General features: G+C 68.7%; 15 protein-coding genes and 8 pseudogenes. 7 read left to right on the top strand and 16 right to left on the bottom strand.

Features of this window, described 5'->3' with window-relative positions:
* Positions 1-414 precede the first annotated feature (414 nt).
* Positions 415-558, bottom strand: a pseudogene (locus R2S09_RS40665) (IS1380 family transposase); the annotation flags it as partial.
* A gap of 918 nt (positions 559-1,476) precedes the next feature.
* Between R2S09_RS40665 and R2S09_RS29350 the strand changes: the two are divergent.
* From R2S09_RS29350 to R2S09_RS29330, 4 genes and pseudogenes are all read left to right on the top strand, one after another.
* Entirely contained in the window at positions 1,477-2,589 is a 1,113-nt protein-coding gene (locus tag R2S09_RS29350; protein ID WP_306191922.1) for a PP2C family protein-serine/threonine phosphatase, read from the top strand.
* Positions 2,590-3,141: 552 nt separating this feature from the next.
* Positions 3,142-3,553, top strand: a pseudogene (locus tag R2S09_RS40660) (DinB family protein).
* Positions 3,554-3,605: 52 nt separating this feature from the next.
* Positions 3,606-3,794: pseudogene (locus R2S09_RS29335) on the top strand (IS5/IS1182 family transposase); the annotation flags it as partial.
* Positions 3,795-4,059: 265 nt separating this feature from the next.
* Positions 4,060-5,066, top strand: a pseudogene (locus R2S09_RS29330) (IS5 family transposase).
* A 25-nt stretch (positions 5,067-5,091) separates the two neighbouring features.
* On the opposite strand, the pseudogene R2S09_RS29325 reads toward R2S09_RS29330, so the two are convergent.
* The 8 genes and pseudogenes from R2S09_RS29325 to R2S09_RS29290 all read right to left on the bottom strand — a co-directional run.
* A pseudogene (locus R2S09_RS29325) lies at positions 5,092-5,289 on the bottom strand (nuclear transport factor 2 family protein); the annotation flags it as partial.
* A gap of 87 nt (positions 5,290-5,376) precedes the next feature.
* Positions 5,377-5,682, bottom strand: a complete 306-nt coding sequence (locus R2S09_RS29320) for a muconolactone Delta-isomerase family protein (RefSeq protein WP_316744290.1) — start codon at positions 5,680-5,682, stop codon at positions 5,377-5,379.
* Between the two features lie 458 nt (positions 5,683-6,140).
* Complete coding sequence (locus tag R2S09_RS29315) at positions 6,141-6,485, bottom strand: TetR family transcriptional regulator C-terminal domain-containing protein (protein WP_306191958.1); 345 nt, start codon at positions 6,483-6,485, stop codon at positions 6,141-6,143.
* Between the two features lie 269 nt (positions 6,486-6,754).
* The gene (locus R2S09_RS29310) at positions 6,755-6,877 is read right to left on the bottom strand and encodes a hypothetical protein (protein ID WP_316744288.1); all 123 of its coding nucleotides are present in this window, start codon (positions 6,875-6,877) and stop codon (positions 6,755-6,757) included.
* A gap of 65 nt (positions 6,878-6,942) precedes the next feature.
* Positions 6,943-7,137 carry a hypothetical protein gene (locus tag R2S09_RS29305; protein WP_316744286.1) on the bottom strand — a complete coding sequence of 65 codons (195 nt, stop codon included), beginning with the start codon at positions 7,135-7,137 and terminating at the stop codon, positions 6,943-6,945.
* A gap of 261 nt (positions 7,138-7,398) precedes the next feature.
* A complete protein-coding gene (locus tag R2S09_RS29300; RefSeq protein WP_316744284.1) occupies positions 7,399-7,776 on the bottom strand; it encodes a fic family toxin-antitoxin system, toxin component in 378 nt (125 codons plus the stop codon).
* Entirely contained in the window at positions 7,776-8,015 is a 240-nt protein-coding gene (locus R2S09_RS29295; protein ID WP_316744282.1) for a hypothetical protein, read from the bottom strand. The genes R2S09_RS29300 and R2S09_RS29295 overlap by 1 nt, the downstream gene beginning before the upstream one ends.
* Before the next feature lie 69 nt (positions 8,016-8,084).
* A pseudogene (locus R2S09_RS29290) lies at positions 8,085-8,450 on the bottom strand (EamA family transporter); the annotation flags it as partial.
* Positions 8,451-8,453: 3 nt separating this feature from the next.
* On the opposite strand from R2S09_RS29290, the pseudogene R2S09_RS29285 reads away from it, so the two are divergent.
* A pseudogene (locus tag R2S09_RS29285) lies at positions 8,454-8,783 on the top strand (LysR substrate-binding domain-containing protein); the annotation flags it as partial.
* 204 nt (positions 8,784-8,987) lie between these two features.
* Here the strand turns inward: R2S09_RS29285 and R2S09_RS29280 are convergent.
* Positions 8,988-9,683, bottom strand: coding sequence for a type 1 glutamine amidotransferase domain-containing protein (locus tag R2S09_RS29280; RefSeq protein WP_316744280.1), 696 nt, complete (start codon positions 9,681-9,683; stop codon positions 8,988-8,990).
* Between the two features lie 219 nt (positions 9,684-9,902).
* Here R2S09_RS29280 and R2S09_RS29275 point away from each other — a divergent pair.
* A pseudogene (locus tag R2S09_RS29275) lies at positions 9,903-10,187 on the top strand (SDR family NAD(P)-dependent oxidoreductase); the annotation flags it as partial.
* 633 nt (positions 10,188-10,820) lie between these two features.
* Here the strand turns inward: R2S09_RS29275 and R2S09_RS29270 are convergent.
* On the bottom strand, positions 10,821-12,029 hold the full coding sequence (locus tag R2S09_RS29270) for a YbfB/YjiJ family MFS transporter (protein WP_316744326.1): 1,209 nt from the start codon (positions 12,027-12,029) through the stop codon (positions 10,821-10,823).
* Between the two features lie 466 nt (positions 12,030-12,495).
* Between R2S09_RS29270 and R2S09_RS29265 the strand changes: the two genes are divergently transcribed.
* Positions 12,496-13,104: a TetR/AcrR family transcriptional regulator gene (locus R2S09_RS29265; protein ID WP_316744278.1), complete on the top strand. Its 609-nt coding sequence runs from the start codon at positions 12,496-12,498 to the stop codon at positions 13,102-13,104.
* Between the two features lie 94 nt (positions 13,105-13,198).
* On the opposite strand, the gene R2S09_RS29260 is transcribed toward R2S09_RS29265, so the two are convergent.
* The 5 genes from R2S09_RS29260 to R2S09_RS29240 all read right to left on the bottom strand — a co-directional run bounded on the left by R2S09_RS29260 (position 13,199) and on the right by R2S09_RS29240 (position 16,581).
* Positions 13,199-13,792 (bottom strand): CGNR zinc finger domain-containing protein, encoded by a 594-nt coding sequence (locus R2S09_RS29260; protein ID WP_316744324.1) that lies wholly within the window; start codon positions 13,790-13,792, stop codon positions 13,199-13,201.
* Between the two features lie 93 nt (positions 13,793-13,885).
* Positions 13,886-14,398, bottom strand: a complete 513-nt coding sequence (msrA, locus tag R2S09_RS29255; protein WP_316744276.1) for a peptide-methionine (S)-S-oxide reductase MsrA — start codon at positions 14,396-14,398, stop codon at positions 13,886-13,888.
* Positions 14,399-14,515: 117 nt separating this feature from the next.
* Positions 14,516-14,971 carry a MarR family winged helix-turn-helix transcriptional regulator gene (locus tag R2S09_RS29250; RefSeq protein ID WP_030179846.1) on the bottom strand — a complete coding sequence of 152 codons (456 nt, stop codon included), beginning with the start codon at positions 14,969-14,971 and terminating at the stop codon, positions 14,516-14,518.
* Positions 14,972-15,218: 247 nt separating this feature from the next.
* The gene (locus R2S09_RS29245) at positions 15,219-15,911 is read right to left on the bottom strand and encodes a cytochrome b/b6 domain-containing protein (protein ID WP_316744274.1); all 693 of its coding nucleotides are present in this window, start codon (positions 15,909-15,911) and stop codon (positions 15,219-15,221) included.
* Positions 15,859-16,581: a molybdopterin-dependent oxidoreductase gene (locus R2S09_RS29240; RefSeq protein ID WP_399144928.1), complete on the bottom strand. Its 723-nt coding sequence runs from the start codon at positions 16,579-16,581 to the stop codon at positions 15,859-15,861. The genes R2S09_RS29245 and R2S09_RS29240 overlap by 53 nt, the downstream gene beginning before the upstream one ends.
* Between the last annotated feature and the right edge of the window lie 524 nt (positions 16,582-17,105).

The raw sequence follows: 17,105 nt of genomic DNA, 5'->3' as shown, positions 1-17,105 counted from the left end.
AGCCCCTTTCCGTTTGGGAGGTAGAACGATGACAGCCAGAGACTGTGAACTCTGCATTGGCCGGGTGGACCCAAACAAGGCGCTGTACCAGGTGAGTGCGCACCAGGCCACCGCGCAGCACCGCGACAACATCTAAGTCTGCGCGGAACACCTACCGGTCACCATTGCCTGGTTCGCCCGACAGGGTTACCCCTCGTTGGTCACCATGACTGGGCCGCGCTGTGCTACCGCTGCCTGATCGCCCTGAGCACTAGCCTCGGGCTTTCATGACAGCTGGCCGGTTCATCTGGCGGGCTGTTTCTGTCTGTGCTGCGGGTTTCGGGCATGACATCGGCCCGGCAGTCGCGTCGGGTGGGCGCCGGGTTCCACGGCTCCGGTGGGGTGGTGCTGCTCGCAGGGACGGGAAAGTGCTGGTCAGCCGGGGCCGGGGAGGGCTTCGAGTTGTGCCAAGGCGTCGGTGATCAGGTTGGTCCAGGGCCAGTGCTTCGCGAGCCGAAGGATGCGGCGGCGTCCGGTGGTGACAAGCCCGAGGCTAGCCCACAAGATCATGTAGAGCCTGGTTTACCAGGCTGACATTGTCCTCCGCGAGAGGCACCGTGACGGTGCACCCAGCACGCCGAGTATGAGGCGAGCGGTACCAACAAGGAGAACCCATCCACGGCGATCATGGCTGCGCCGGGACCGCCACACCCTGGCGGCACCAGCGAGCCCAACGCCTTCCATCTGAAGTCGAGATACGCAGGTAACCGTCCGGTCCGCCGCAGCATTCGCTCGACACTAACGAGCGATATGCCAAAGATCGGCGTCAACACGCTCGTTGGAGCTGCCCCAGGAGCTCCGCTGTCCGGCAGAAAGAAGCACGCCGTCTTGCCTGACCGCCGCCCCTGGACGGAAACCCCTATGGCCCGGGACCCTCCGGCCTGCGCTTTCATCACTGGCGGCTGGGGCTCTTCTGTCACTGTCAGTGGCCGCTGAGTACCCTCGGGCGACCTCACACGGCCCAGCGACGGCGCAGGAGTGATCAACCAGGCGGCCGAATCTTCACCCGGCGGCTGTGGTGAGCGTGATCAATCACGTCACCGTCCACGAAGGCACCCATGGCGGGCGGTTCCATCCCACGCAGCATGGCCGTAATCTCAGCTGGCGCCACGGCGTTCGGGACACCATCTACACGAGTGCAGACTCCCAAGCGTCGGCGGCCGATGACCTCTCCACCGACATGTGCCGCCACCGGCAGAGCGACGAAGATCGCCTCCAGCGTGAGAGCGTCCACCGTGTCACCCATTGAGTACCCTGCGTAGCCGACTGGAGCCGGACGAAGTCAACGGCAGACGCCGTATACGAATCGCGGCTGATCCAGCACTCGCGCGACTCAGCTGAGGCGGACCGCCGACGTCCGCTCGCCAGCGCGCGAGCTGTGACACCCCGCTCATATCATGGAAGGACAGACAGCGGCGGCGGCAGGGCAGGAAAGTCATGTCGGATCCGGAGGTCGACTACGCGGCGGTGTTCCAGGCACTCCCTGGGGCGGTGGCGTTGCTGACCCCAAAGATGATCTTCGTGGACGCCAATGCGGAGTTCTTGCGGATCCGTGGCCTCACCCACGAGCAACTGGTCGGTCGCTACCTGCCTGAGGACTACCCCGCGAACGACCGGCCTTACCTGCTCAGGATATTGGCGTCACTACGCCGGGTGGCGGATACCGGCGAGCGAGACACACTGACGCTGGAGCGCCACGACGTGCCGGACCCCGATCAGCCTGGCGTGTGGCACGAGCGGTATTGGACGCTGACCAACGTTCCCGTCTTCGGCTCGGATGGGCGGTTGACGCTGTTGCTGCGCCGGGTGGAGGACGTCACCGAACTCACCGAACTCATCCGCGCCCGTGAAGTCGCGCTGACCTTGCAAGAAGCCATGTTGCCCGCCCCCCGCCCGGTCGGCCGGCACCCGGCGGCCGTTCGCTACCGGCCCGCTGCCGAAGCGCTGAACGTGGCCGGCGACTGGTACGACCTGATCGACCTGCCCGGCGATCGTATTGCCGTCGCCGTCGGCGACGTTGTCGGCCATGGCCTGCCCGCGGCCGGCGTCATGGGACAACTGCGCAGCGCCCTCAGCGCCGCCTCCCTCGTCGCCCAAGGCCCCGCCTGCGCCCTGGAAACCGTCGGGCTGTACGCCCGCACCATCGAAGGCGCCGAGAACACCACCGTGGCCACGACCTTCATCGACTGGGACACCCACACCATCACCTACAGCAGCGCCGGCCACCCCCCACCCGCGCTCCTGCAGAGGGGCGGGACCGTCGAGTTCCTGGACCAGGCCACCGACCCCCCACTGGGTGCCCGTCCTCAACACGTCCCCCGGATCCAGGCCGCCACGACCTTCCATGAGGGCGCCGTCCTCGCGCTCTACACCGACGGCCTGATCGAACGCCGCCGCGAAGACATCGACACCGGCCTCGCCCGGCTCGCCGACTCCCTGGCCCGCCACCAGGCAGACGAACCCGAAACCCTCGCCGACGCAGTACTCAGCGACCTGCTCCCACCTGACGACGCCACCGACGACACCGCCCTGGTCATCGTGCGCCTGTGAACCCCGCGCCCACTTCCGCTTGTTCGGCCGGACCTCGCCGACACCAGTGAAGTCACCGTTCTTCGTTCTGTGGACGAGCGGGAGACGGATTGGGGCGCCCTCTCGGTGGACGTGCTGCTCAAGATCTGCGCCCAAGTGCATCGACGGCCAGGAGCAGGAGATGAACGACCGAATCCTCGAGGGTCTGGGAGAGGAGGACCCTGCCGGGACGTGAAGCGGCCCACGCGGCCCACGCGGCCCGCTCGGGTAAGCTCCGGGGCGATTCAGGGCTTTCGTCATGTCGCAGCTGGTCTGCTCGGCTCTTTTCCAACAATCCGATAGTGGATCGGGAAGTGCGCAGCCTAAAAATTGTCCGCCAATCGGTCTCCGGCCGCAGCGCCCGTGGGGTAGTTGGGCGTTGTGGTCCGCCCTTCGGACCAGGGGTGGCCTGTTGGAACGCACTCTTGCCATGATCGCCCTGTGAACGATGACCAGCGCGTACATCCCTCGAAGGCGGCCGACGACCGTGCGTCACTCACCTCGTTTCTCGACTACCAGCGGGCCACCCTGGCCATGAAGTGCGCGGGTCTGACCGGGGAACAGCTGAAGCAGAGGGCGATCCCGACCTCAGGACTCACGCTTCTGGGCCGGGTGCGCCACGCGGCCTCCGTCGAGCGGAGCTGGTTCCGCTTCATCGTGAACGCCGAGGACGTCAAGGCGCCTTGGCCCGGCGAGGTCGACGGAACATTCGCCGAGTTCCACGTCGAGGACGCCGACGTTGGCGATGCGTTCGAAGTCTGGCGCGAGGAGTGCGTCCGCGCGCGCCGTCGCTTCTTCCTTCGTTTCCCTCGATGACACCGTCAACTTCCGCGGCGAGACCATCTCGCTCCGCTACGTCCTCACCCACATGATCGAGGAGTACGCGCGTCACAACGGCCACGCCGACCTACTGCGCGAAGCGATCGACGGAGCCGTAGGCGAGTAGAAAAGGGAGTGATTCGGACCCTACCGGGTGAGCGCCGCGAGATGGTCACAGCATGGTTGCTGTGATCGCTGCGTCGGATCCCTCCTGGATAGCCCCGTTCACCGGGCTGAGCCCGCGTAACTTGGGCACGCTCGTGACGGTGCTGCGGGGCCAGGGCCCGGACGCCGTCCGCAAGGGCCGGCCGTGGAGCCTTCCGCTGGGGGATCGGGCGTCCCTGGTCGCGACCTACTGGCGCCCGAACTGCAGTTGATCGTTGAGAATGCGGCACCTCCCAGGCAACCCGCGCAGCCGAACCCCAGATCTTTGAACACCGCAGATGGCTCGGCTCCGATAACTGCACCGGCCGGCCCGTGAGATCGGCCGACGGCCCAGTCAGATGTTCTCCGACGACGTTCGGGGGCGTGGGCCCCGACTCACGTAGGAGCAGATTCCGGCGGCGGCTAGGGCGCGTATCGGGTTGTGGGATGCGCCTTCGCGGCACGGTTCGGTCCGGTAAACCGTCTTACGTGACGCGAGTGCAACTGGGCGATGCGGAGTGGGAGTTCATCGAGCCGTACCTACCGATCGGCGAGTACGGCCCGTACCCCGAACGGCTGCGGCAGCAGTTCGAAGGTGTGATCTGGAGGTTCAAGACCGGCGGACAGTGGCGGGAGACGCCGACGGAGTTCGGTGCCTGGTCGACCGTCCACAACCGCTTCCGTCAATGGCGGGACGCCGGGGTCTTCGAGGCCCTGCTGGAGGGCTTGATCGCAGAAGCCGCGAAGCGGGGTGAGGTGGACCTGTCCCTGGTCAGCATCGATTCCACCACCGCCCGGGCCCACCACGATGCGGCCGGGATGCACCTCGACGAGGACGTCATCACCGCCCTGGAGAAGGCCGCCGACGAGGAGGAGAAGGCCAGGTCAAAAGGGGCGGCCTCGAAGAACAAAGCGGGCAGGACTCCGAAGACGATCCCGCGCGGGAAGAGCGACGCCGCATCCGGCGACGGCGAAAACTCCGGCTGAAGGCCGCCCTCCTCGGACGCTCCAGAGGCGGGCAGACCAGCAAGGTCCACCTCGCCGCCGACCGCAAGTGCCGCCCGCTGGCGTTCGTCCTGACTGCAGGCCAGGCAGCGGACAGCCCGCAGTTCATCCCCGTTCTGAAGAAGGTGCGGGTGCGCGGGCCTGTCGGCGGCCGCCCCCGCACCTGGCCGGACGCAGTCGCCGGGGATAAGGCGTACTCGTCCCGCAGAAATCGCGCCCACCTGCGCAAACGTCGCATCAAGGCGGTCATCCCGGAGAAGAGGGACCAGGCCGCCAACCGGAAGAAGAAGGGCTCCAGAGGAGGCCGGCCGGTCAGCCATGACGCCGACCTCTACAAGGAGAGGAACACCGTCGAGCGCCTGATCAACAAGCTCAAGGCATGGCGAGGCATCACCACCAGGTACGACAAGACCCCCGACAGCTACCCCGCCGGCCTCCACCTGCGCGCCTCGATGATCTGGATCAAAGATCTCACCCGGACCACCCATTGATCGCGACTCGATACGCGCCCTAGTCGGCCGCCAGCCCGATCGGCTGGGACTCGTAATACGCCGCCACTCCCTGACGGCCGACACTGTGGGGGCGAAGCCCCTGGAAGAAGGCGTCCTCGGTGAAGACCGAGGCGACCTCCTCCGGCTTGTGCGCGTCGACCGCGGCCTTCCACCGGTCCATGACGCCACGCAGAATCGCTTCCTGTGCCGCTGTACGGTTCATCTTTTCTCCGTGAGTTGTTGTGCGGCCCGGGTGGGCGGCATGACGCGGGGGCGGGGGTGCGGACCATGACCTCCTGACCGCTGGGGATCAGACTGCGGGTCCGCCGGCCGGGCCCGGGTCGTTGGGGTGCGGCTGCAGGGCGGTGACCTCGGCGGTCATCCAGGGCCACAGGGGGAGGGTGCCGAGTACCTTCTCGCGCAGGTCCGCCTCGTCGTCCGCGCGCCACAGGCCGATGCTGCGGAGCTCGCCGACCGGGCGCCACAGCCGGGCCAGGTGACCGGTGGCGGCCAGTTCCCCGGCGCGGACGGCCTCGGCGGCACGGCGCCGGGTGACCTCGTCCGGATCGGTGCCCTCGGGCACGGTCGTGGTGAGTACGACCAGGAACTCCTTCATCGTCTTTCGTCCTCTCTCGGTCGGCTGCCGGTGTCGTGGGATGCACCGCCTCGGGTGGGACGGCACCCCGCGGCGCCGGGCGAGCCGGTAGTGCACTGGGGAGTATGCTCCGCCGGGCGGCGAGGCGTGCCGCTCATCCGGTCCGGTCACGGGTGGAGCCGGCCGGACCCGCCGCCCGCGGACGGTTGTCAGGGACCTGCCTGCGATTTCGGCGAGGCGTGGCCTGGATGCGGGCCGCGGGCCGGGGACCTCGCCCACTGGGTTCTTCGTGGGAGGTGCGGTCGATGAAAAAGACGACCGGTCACCTATACTAGATGACCGGTCTACTGACGTAAAGGTCGCTGGATCCGGCATGAGCACAGGCGCCGCCAGGCCACGGGACGGCGCTCGTGAAGGGGTCCGGTCGGCGTCGGCCGGGCGCAGCCGTCGTCCTGGCGGCGACGCGGGAGTTCGGGGTGCTACCGCAGGACGACGCCGAAGATGATGTGGAAGAACGCCTCGACCGGCGCCGCGGACTTGTCGGCCCGGGCCGCGATCAGCGCACCCTCCCAGGCGCTCAGGATGAACAGCGCGGCGGCCGTCGTGTCGAGAGCGCCATCGAGATCGCCGGCCTCTTGGGCCTCGACGAGAACCTGCCGGATGCGTGAGGCCCAACGGTCGAAGCCGCGCTGGACGGCGGAGCGGATCTCCTCATTGTGGTCCGCCACCTCAGCGCCGAAGTCGCCGGCGAGGCACCCGCGGACGAACCCGTTGTCGAGGATGTCCCCGCCGAGGTACTCGAAGTGCTCCCGGAGCCGTTCCAGCGCAGGCCGTCCGGGCGCCTCCCCGGGTCAGGGAAGGCCGGCGAGCCGCTGGATCGTGAGCGCGGCGGGCTCGCCCTTCGCCTGACGGTGCCCCGTTCCGGCCCACAGATGGATGAGAGGGGTGTCGCCGCCCACAGCGGCCGCCTTGCACAGCGGGGCGGTGAGGTGCTGCGGGGCCGGACATCCGGCGGGGCTCCGGCCTGTAGCGATCGGCCTCGCGACGCGACACGCCGGAGCCGTTTTCGCCGACCCGGCTCAGCCGCCCAGGCTCAGAGGAACGAACTGAGCAGCGTCACGGCGGCGAGCCGGCGCGCATCGAGAACGGACTTCTCCACCTCGCCGTCCGGTTCACGCCGGTCCTGGCAGTTCACCCGGCGAAGGAGAGACGTCATGGCCTCCTGGTCCTTGTCACCGTGGGACAGAGCGCCGAGGAATCGCCTCATCTCGCGGCTCCCCGTCAGAGTCCGAGATCCAGGGCAAGGCAGGAGAAGTACTGCCAGGATCCCTCGGGGTTGTAGGAACCGCCGATCCCCCCGTTCGGCGAGGCCTCCCTCACTTCGGTCATGTCCTCGTAGCGGATACGCTCGGGCAGCTTGCCGAAGCGCGCAATCCGCGCCGAAGCAGCGACATCCACCGCGCCGTCGTCACTCATGATCTTTCTCCGCTCTGCCGGTTCTGCGGGTTCTGCCGGTCGCAGATCGCGCCCTTTGCGCACGAAGCCCAGACTGCATCCACTGACGTCACCTGTCAAGACGGTGACGGGCGAGTGTGGGCAGAGGCAGCACGGGTGTCGGCTCAGTTGTCGGAGCCGGCCGTGCGTGCGGCCTGGCCGATGCACCGGCTCACGACCGGCGACCTGGAGCGGGACGTCGCTGACCGGCTGGGGGCCGTAGCCCGCACGGGTCTGCGGGTGTCAGGTCGCGGTGGGCCAGGACCGCAGCAGGGTGGCGATCTTCCCGGCGGTGCAGCCGGGGTCGAGGAGCAGGTTTTTGAGGGCGATGGCATCCTCGCGGGCGGGCTTGACGGGAATCCCGACGGCGTCGAGGTACATGACGCCGGTGGCGGCGGCGACGGCCAGGTTGGAGCGCTCCAGCCAACGGCACCGGCCCAGTGTGTGCACCAAGGCGGCGGCCTTGGCATAGGGGCCGTCGTAGATCGGCTGCTCGAACAGCTCGGCCCGGTGCCGGGCGACCGCCGACACGGGAACACCGTAGTCGTCAGGGGACGGATCGTTCGCCCCTGCAGCCTCTGCGACCTGCAGGATCCAGGCGACGTCGATGTGCAGATCCATCAGGCCGCGCGCGGTCCCCGAGGTGTCTGCTGGGCTTCCTCGGCCTCGTCGAAGACCGCCTGGTGTTCGGCCAGGAAGTGGGCGGCCGCCTCCATCGCACGGGCACGCAGACCGCTGGCGTCATCCTGTACAAGCCGGGCGAGGTAGTCCCCGACGCTCAATCCCAGGTCGGCGGCGCGCTTCTTCGCGAGTTCCGCAACGTCCTCATCCACGCGCGCGCCCAGTTGTGTCTTGGCCATGCCAGCATGGTAACAGCTGTTACCAGAATCTGCCCAGGCCCGAGGCGTCCGGTGACGAGCAGGGCGCGATCAGGCGCCGGCAGGTGTCATTGCCGGGCGCTCTCCGTCCTTTTTCATGGTTCTTGCTGTGGTGGTGCGATGGGTGCGTTCGATGGCCTGGCCCCAGTAGGTTCCGGCGATCATGAGCATGGCGCCGAGGGTGGCCCAGAGGGTGAGCCGTTCACCGCCGAGGCTGATCCCGAAAGCGACGGCCCAGGTCGGTTCGGTGCCCAGAAGAAGGCTGGCCCGGCTGGCGGAGGTGCGCTGCACGGCCCAGGTCTGGGCAAGGAAGGCGAACACGCTGCAGAACAGGGCGAGATAGACCAGTTGAGTCCAGGTGGTGGCACTGCTGTGGGCCAGGTCGGGCAGGCGGGTGAGGGCCGGTGTCAAGAACAGAGCCCGTGGATCACCGTTCACGACGGCTTCCCGCTGATGGCCACCATCGAGGCCATCGCCGGCGTCGCCGACCGCCGGCTCGACATCGTCCACCGCATCAACGAATTCGCGGTGGTCGCCGAGGCCGTAGCCGCCGACGGCGGCCTGGCGTTGATGCCGCGCTGGACCGCCCGTGCGCACCCCGACGTGGTCCTCAGGCCGCTGAGCGGAGTGCACGCCCGTCGCCACATCGACGTTCTCCACCGACCCGAGCGCGCTGCCCGGAACGCCGTCCGAACAGTCCTTGCCGAGTTGCACCGCGCCGCCGCAGCGATCCGGGGCCGAGAAGCCTGAGCGCCTCTGCCACCGGCCGCGGGTGAAGCTCCGCAGCGCATTCTGAAATGGTCAGTGGGAGGCCGAGGCTCCCAGCAGGGAGTTGTGGGCCATCAAGGAGCACTGAGCGTGCCGACCCCGTGCGGGATGCCTCTCAGCACGGACGGAGGGACCTGCCGTCGGCGGGGCTCTTGTACCGGCACGCCTTCCAGGCTTCCTGAGCGGTCACTTGAGGATCTCGAGCAGCCGGTCTGCGAGCACCCCGGCCGAGTGGGGGTTCTGTCCGGTGATGAGGTTGCGGTCCTCGACCATGTACGGCTCCCAGATCGGACCGCGGCTGAAGTCGACGCCGACCTTCTCCTTGAGCTCGGTCTCCAGCAGCCACGGTGCCCTGGGGGCCAGGCCGACGGCCTCTTCCTCCTCGTCGGTGAAGCACGTGACCCGGTAGCCCTTGAACGGCGACTCGCCGTGGATCCTGGTGGCCAGCATCGAGGCGGGGGCGTGGCACACGATCGCCAGTGGCCTGCCCGAGGCGAGCTGCGCCGTCAGCAGCCGGCCGACGTCGGCGTCGAACGCCAGGTCCGCCATCGGACCATGACCACCGGGCAGGTACACCGCGTCGTAGTCCTCCAGGCGGACGTCCGACAGCTTCAGCGGCCGCCGCATCACCTCGGCGGACCGGATGATGGCCTCCAGCTCGAGCGCTCCCTCCTCACCGCCGGCCATGGAAGGACGCAGGCTCATCATGTCGACGTTGGGAATCACGCCGTCCGGTGTCGCGACCACGACCTCATGGCCGGCTTCCGTGATCTTCTTGTACGGCATCGCGAACTCTTCGGCCCAGTAGCCCGTCGCATATCTGGTGCCGTCCTTCAGCACCCAGTACCTCGCCCCACTCACGATGAAGAGGACTCTCGCCATGGCACACACCTCCTGGTCCCCTGACCGGTGAACCTATGGGGGATGGATGGAGTTCGGCTCAGATACATACGTGACCAGGCATTTGCTGAGCTTCTCCATTCCACGCCCGGCATTACGGTCGGGCAAGTCGGCAACGTTCCGTGTCCACCCCGCCCTTTGACACTGTGAACTGATCAACCAGATCAGTAGATGACCGGTCGGATATAGCTGGAGACACTCATGAGCAGGACATTTCTCATCACCGGTGTCAGCAGCGGCCTGGGCCAGACCTTCGCCCGGGAAGCACTGGCCGCCGGCAACGTCGTCGTCGGCACCGTCCGCGGTCCGGAGCAGGTCGGACTCTTCGAGGCTCCGGCCCCCGGGCACGCCGTCGGCAGGCTGCTGGACGTGACCGACGACCGGGCAGACGCGACGGTGGTCGACGACGTCGAGCGGACCGTCGGCCCCGTCGACGTGCTGATCAGCAACGCCGGGTACGGCCTGGAGGGCACCGTCGAGGAGACGAGCACGCCCCTTCTGGTAGAAGCGGCCTCATAGCGAGCCGACTTCGGCGATGGAGATCCTCGCGGGCTCGTACCCGCCCGCCTCCCTCGCCGCCGACGACCGACCACCCCCACCGGCAACCGCTCAAGGCGCGCAAGACGGTGGCCGCGCCGCCGGACGCACGCCCGTCCTGTCCGGGCTCACTTCACGACGGGCTGAGCCGTGTCCGTTGCGCAGGAGGCCGTCTCCTCCTCTCGCGGTGGCCGGGCAGCCGCCGGAGACGACGGCATGACGGTGCCGGGAAGGTGGACGCGGCGCAGTCGAGGCCGCTCGTCTCTGGACCGGGGCCGCTTCATCGCTTCTCCCAACGTCGCGTCGACATGCGATGCCCGCAGCGCTCCAGGCAACGACGGCGCGGCGGGACGGGGTGAATGATCACAAGAACTTCCGGCGCCGCCGACGCATTCCGGGACGGCCGGCGAAAGTGCTGTGAGGGGGGTCACTTAACAGGCGTCCACAGCAGTGCAGTCCTGATGGCGCGTCAATCCCGCGTCACGCAAGGGGCGGTCCACATGTCCCATCGCCTTCGCCCAGGCCGTCGCCGAGCCGACGGTGGACGGCGGCCACGCGGTGCCGGCTCGGGCCAGGCAGCGGTCACTCGGCCGGCCGAGCTTCGTCGGTGTCCATGGTGTCCATGGTGTCCATGGAGGCGAGCCGGTGTTCAGCGGTGGGTTGCGAACGCCGGACCGGCTGACCCGGCGTGGGCAGATGGTGCGGGAACCCGAAGCGAAGGACAAAGGCAGCGAGCGCCGCGGTCAGGACGACGGCAGCCGCCAGGACGAGGGCCTGGTGGTAGCCGTGGTGGAGCAGGGGGGTGACGGCCAGTGGGCCCAGGATCTGGCCGACCGAGTATCCGGCCGTCAGAAGCGCCACCGCGCGGGGGAACCGCAGGTGCGCGCCCGCCGCGAGGGCCAGCGTGCTCACGCCTATGAACGTGGCACCGAAGAGCGCCGCGGAGATCAGTGCGGCGGCGACCCCGCCGACCAGCGCGGGCAGGGCTATGCCCACGGCTTGCACGCCCAGTGCGGCCAGCAGGAGGTCCGGGCGGGACCAGCGGCGTCCCAGCGCCGCCCACAGCGCGGAGGAGGGGATGGCCGCCAGGCCCACCAGCACCCACGCGCCGCTGCCGATCCAGCCGGGCGAGGTCTGCTCGATGGCCGCGACCAGGAAAGTCCCGGCGATGATGTAGCCGACGCCCTCCAGCGTGTAGGACGCGAACAGGGCACTGAACCAGCGATGGGGGCGCGGACCGGCCGTCCGCTCCGGTGCCGCGGGCTCCGCAGCGGACGCGGGCTGCGGGGCGACCGGCTCGGGCCGCAGACCCCAGGCGACGAAGGTCAGCGCGGCGGCCAGGGCCGCGGAGGCCCACCACGCGGTCTCCCAGTCGCCGGCCGTGCGCAGTACCAGGACGAGCACACCGGACAGGGCGATGCCGGCGCCGACGCCACCGAACGCCCAGCCGGGCAGGTGGGCCGGGTGGTCTCGCAGGTGACTGAGCAGTGAGCTCACGGCGATCACGAAGATCAGCGCGCTGAAGATCCCCGCGCCCAGCCGCAGGAGCACCCACACGGCGGTGGTGTGCGTCAGTGGCATCATCGCCAGAGAGGCGACCAGCGCCAGCAGGCAAGCGCGGAGTACGGCCGTGGAGCGCACCAGCGCCGGGAGCAGCGTCCCGGCGAGAGCGCCGACCAGGTACCCCACGTAATTGGCGGTGGCCAGGTTCGCTCCGGCGCCGGCCGGCAGTCCGGCCTGGGCGTGCATCAGCGGGAGGATCGGGGTGTAGACGAAGCGGCCGACGCCCATGCCCGTCGCCAGCGCGGCGGCGGCCTGGGCGACGTGGACCCACGGCGATGGAGGCCGCCCTCCCGCGGCGTGCAGATGGCCTTGCGACGGTGTTGTGGTCATGTGATGTTCCTCGGCGGTCCTCGATACGTCAGTGACAGGGCAGGAGTTCGCGCGGTGGCCGGGCGCCGCTTCGCGGCGTCGCGGCAGTCATGTGACGCTCCGAGTCCCGCACCGGTCGTGGGGGGGCGCTTCCCGTCGGGAGCCGTGCTCTTGCGTTCCTCCGCACGGCGGCAAGGTGCCCGAGGGCGGGTGCTGCCTCCGAGGCACCGGTCCGTCTGCTCACCATGCCCTCAGGGTGCGCCCGCGACCATGGCACCATCCAGGACCGGCTTCCTCCCTGCTGGGAGCCTCAGCCTCGTACGGAGAGAGGAAATGTCGGCAACCGGCCTCCTCTGTCATAGTCGATCGGTCGTATACTTGTGGTATGGGTCGGACAAGTGATGCCAAGGAAAAGATCCTGACCGCCGCGCGGTCACTCATCGAGCTGCGCGGCTACTCGGCTCTGGGCGTGGCCGAGATCTGCAAGACGGCAGGCGTGCCCAAGGGCAGTTTCTACTACTTCTTCGAGTCGAAGGAGGCGCTTGCGCTCGCCGTGATCGACGAACACTGGGCCGCAGAACGACGCGAGTGGACCCGGCTCCTCAAGGACGACGCGGAGCCACTTCAGCGACTGCGGCAGTTGTTCGAGGCGACACAGGCCACTCAGCAGGCCGGCCAGGACAGCTGCGGAACGATCTCGGGCTGCATGTTCGGAAATCTCTCCCTGGAGATGAGCAATCAGACCGAGGCCGTACGCGAACGGCTCCAAGAGATCTTCGAAGCCCAGGTCGAGATGGTCGAGGCGGTCATCACCGAGGCCCGTGCGCGCGGCGACGTGACCGTGGCGGACACGCGTACCGCCGCCCAGTCGGTCGTCGCCCAGCTCGAGGGCCAGGTGCTGTTCGCCAAGCTCTACAACAACACTTCTCCGCTCAACGCCCTCTGGACCAATTGCCTGGCACTCCTGGGTGCTCGTACGCCGGTGCAGGTCTGACCCGGCGGACGCGGTCGCGGACCCGCTCGCTGACGCGTGGTCCGGCCGGACCGGCACTCACGCTGTCGGCACGCGGAAGGCCTGCGCCACAGCACTACCGGCGCGACCGCGACGGCGAGGCCGCTCGCGCAGGCGAGTCTCCCCGTGCCTGGGTCCGCTTGCGCGCACGATAGGCAGCCGCCTTGATCCTGTTGCCGCACGGGTCCATGGCACACCACTCCCGGCGGCCTCCGTGCGACCGGTCGAGATAGACCTGGGTGCACTCGGGCCTGCTGCATTCCCTGAGCAACGCCGCTTCCGGTCCGCCGAGCAACCGCACGGCCTCCCGGGCGATCGACGACAGCGCCTGCTGCGGCGTCGCATCGACACGGCGCCCCTCCCGGGTGAGCTGCGGCACCGCGGACGGGGTACGCGCCGTGCCGTTGACCAGCTCCAGAGCAGAGGCGTCATAGTCGTCGCCCGCCAGCGTGGCGACCAGCAGCAGGTAGACCGCCTCACGAAGAGCGATCGCCCGCTCCACGTCGGACGGTTTGCAGGGCGTGTCCCCGTCGACGAGACCGGACTCACGGAACCAGGCCTCGAGACTCTCCGGGCTCGTGAGCATTTCGGTGGGCACGGCGTTGCGCCGTGCGCGCAGCGTTCCGACGAAGTCCAGCACCGGAGCACCGCACTTGAAGACATGCACCATGTCACCATTCTGGCAGGTGACGAGAAACACGACAAGTCTCCTGGCGCCCCGGCCGCGCGGCACCCCGGGCAGGTCCGCCGGGTCCGTCGCCGATCAGGACCCGGCGCGCTTCGGCAGCCTCCAGTCGGGGCGCGGGAAGTGGCATGTGTAGCCGTCCGGGTAACGCTGGAGGTAGTCCTGGTGCTCCGGCTCGGCCTCCCAGAACGGGCCGGCCGGTACGACCTCGGTCACCACCGGCCCCGGCCACAACCCCGACGCCTCGACATCGGCGATGGTGTCCTGCGCGATGCGTCGCTGATCGTCGTCGAGATAGAAGATGGCGGAGCGGTAGCTGAGACCCACGTCATTGCCCTGCCGGTACTTCGTGCTCGGATCGTGGATCTGGAAGAAGTACTCCAGGATGGTGCGGTAGTCGGTGACAGCGGGATCGAAAGTGATCTCGATCGACTCGGCATGCCTCCCGTGGTCGCGGTACGTGGGATGGGGCATCTCGTCGCCGCTGTAGCCCACCCGCGTCGTGACCACACCGGGAAGCGTCCGGATCAGCTCCTGCATACCCCAGAAGCAACCGCCCGCCAGTACGGCCTTTTCGTGCACGTCAGTCATGGCGCATCGCCTTTCCGTAGGAGGTCTGCCTGGCAACCGACCAGGACCCGCCATGCCGAGGGTACCCTCGTCACCTATCAAGGTGGTAACCGGTTGACGGGCGTCGGCGCGCTTCCGTCACATGGGCGCTATGCGCTCCAGCACCCGCGTGGCCGCGACGATGTCGCAGCCTTCCAGGCGGGAGAAGATGTGACGTCGCACGCTCGCAAGATTCGTGGGCCACGCCTGTTTCAGCTGTGTCCAGCCGGAACTGGTGAGCACGGCGAGCCACGCCCGCCCGTCCTCCGGGCACTTCTGGCGCAGCACGAGCGACTGCGATTCCAGGCGGTTCACCACTCTGGTCATGCCGCTCAGGGAGAGTCCGCAGGCCTGGGCCAGTTCGCTCATGCGCAGCTGGTTGTCCGGTGCCTCGGAAAGGTGCACCAGGACCATGTACTCCCCGCCGGTGATCGGCTGTTCCTTGAGCATCTCGGCGTCGACGACGCGAGGCAGTTGTGTCATCACCCTGCCGAGAACGCGCAGGAACGCCTCCTCGTCCTGACTGAGAGGCTCGATCGTCGTCGGGGTCGGCATGCGCACAGTGTAGTTGGCGGAGGCCGACCGCCCGCGAGGGTGCAGGCACCGGACTCCGGGCCATGAGTCCCATACTCGACGCGCCGCGTCAGGGGGCGGCATCGCCCGGCACGCGGGCCGCGCATCGAACTGAGCCGTGTCGAACGGCCCCGTGTCCCCTCGCGCCCGGCCGTGCGGAGGCGACCGGCCGTGGTCTCCCCCGCCCGACTCCGCCCCTTCTCGTGCCGCTAGACCGTTTGTCCTGCCGCTAGACCGTGTCCGCCTTCTCGGGCACGCCGGCAACGGGCTCCTCGCGCAGCCACCGGGCGTGGTGCCGCGCCGCCCAGGACCGGCTGACGTGTCCGGTGCGCATTCCCAGCCTTGCCTCCGGATCCTCGAACGCCTTGCGCATGTGCCCGAGCAGGACGACGGCGATCGCCCAGGCGAGACAGTCGTGCACGAAGATGGCGCTGGTGCGCGAGATGAAGGGCAGCAGTCCGATGAACCACATCAGCAGGCCGGTGAACATCATCACGAGCACCGCACCCGCGATCCAGCCCGCGTAGATCTTCTGGCCCGCGTTGAACTTGCCGGCCGGGCGCGCCTCGGGGGACGTCCGGCGCCTGCGGACGCTCCGCAGCCACTGCCTGTCGTACACGGCGAAGCGGTTCAGCCTGCGCAGGTCCGCGCGGAAGTCGGAGGAGAGGAGTCCCAGCAGGAAGGGCAGCGGCAGGGCGATGCCCGACCACTCGTGGATCGTGACCATGAGGGGACGCCGGCCGACCAGTTGGGCGAGCGGAACGATGTACAGGCAGGCGGCGGTCACCAGGCAGAGCAGCATCAGCCACCCGGTGGCCCGGTGAATCATGCGCTCGGCAGTGCTGAACCGGCGAATCCTGCCGGACGGCTCAGGCCGCGTCACTGTGCCGGTCGGCGTCGTCGAGCCAGCCGTCGACGGCATAACCGCGCTCCTCCCAGTAGCCGGGGACGACCTTGTCGGTGACCGAGAGACCGGACAGCCACTTGGCCGACTTGTAGAAGTACATGGGGGCCACGTAGAGACGGACCGGTCCGCCGTGCTCGTGAATGATCGGCTTGTCCTGCATGTTCAACGCCACCAGGACGTCCGAGCGGCGCGCCTGCTCGAGAGTGAGGCTCTCGGTGTAGGCGCCGTCGAAACATCTGAACCGCACCGCCGCACCTTCGGAACGCACCCCGGCGGCGTCCAGGAGGTCGGCCAGCTTCACCCCTTCGAAGGGCGTCTTGTCCACCCGCCATCCATCGGTGCACACGACGTCGCCGACAACGCGGGTCTGCGGCATCGCACGCAGTTCGGGCAGCGTGTACGTCCTCGGCCGGTCCACCAGTCCGCCGACGCGAAGCTGGTAGTTCGTCTCGTCCTTGCGGGGCACCGAGCCGACGACACTGTAGTAGCGGAAGCCGCCCGGATTGGGCAGAAGACCGGTGATGCCCGTCGCGTCGACCTGCGAAGCGGCGCCGAGGAACCCTTCCCAGCCGTGCTGCAGATACGGGGCGGCGGCCAGGCCCGCGGCTCCCGCGCCCAGCATGCCCAGCATCGCCCGCCGCCCTACCGGTGCGCCGGCGGGCGTGCGCTTCGGCTTTTCTGTCATGGTCAGTGCTCCTTCGAGGGGGCGACGATCCCGGCGGCTCGCCGCCGTGTGAACGGCAGTGGTCGGCCGCACACACGTGTGCACACCGGCGAGCCGTCCGACTTCACCATCGCCACCTGTTCAGGTGGTGACGACGCTGGCACGGCCGTCTTCCGGCTGTCAACAACTGCCGAGGTCAACCAGGGCACAGGGTGCGCGGACGCGGGCGTCGCCCTGGCCGTCCGCGGATCCGAGCGCATGGCGCCGGGAAGATGCCGCTCGACGCGGAGAGCGCCCCTCGCCCTGCTGCCCCGAACAGCCCGCTGCTGACGGCCGGTTCGCGGCGACCGTTCCCGTCGGCACCCCGAGGATTCCGGCGGTCTCCTCGATCCTGCGATCGCACAGGTGGATGTGGACCAGCACGGCACGGTGCTGCGGGGCAGCACCCAGGCGTTCACGCCGTGACGGCCGGCCGACCACTCCCGGAGCCGGGCAGCTGGGTCGCCAGGGGGCTCGGCGCATGAGCCGCGCCCCCTCTTGTTCGC

The sequence above is a fragment of the Streptomyces sp. MK7 genome, assembly GCF_032658145.1.
In the GTDB taxonomy this organism is placed as follows: Bacteria; Actinomycetota; Actinomycetes; order Streptomycetales; family Streptomycetaceae; genus Streptomyces; species Streptomyces spiralis.
The sequence above is the reverse complement of the archived record's forward strand: the minus strand, read 5'-3'. Positions and strand labels throughout refer to the sequence as shown.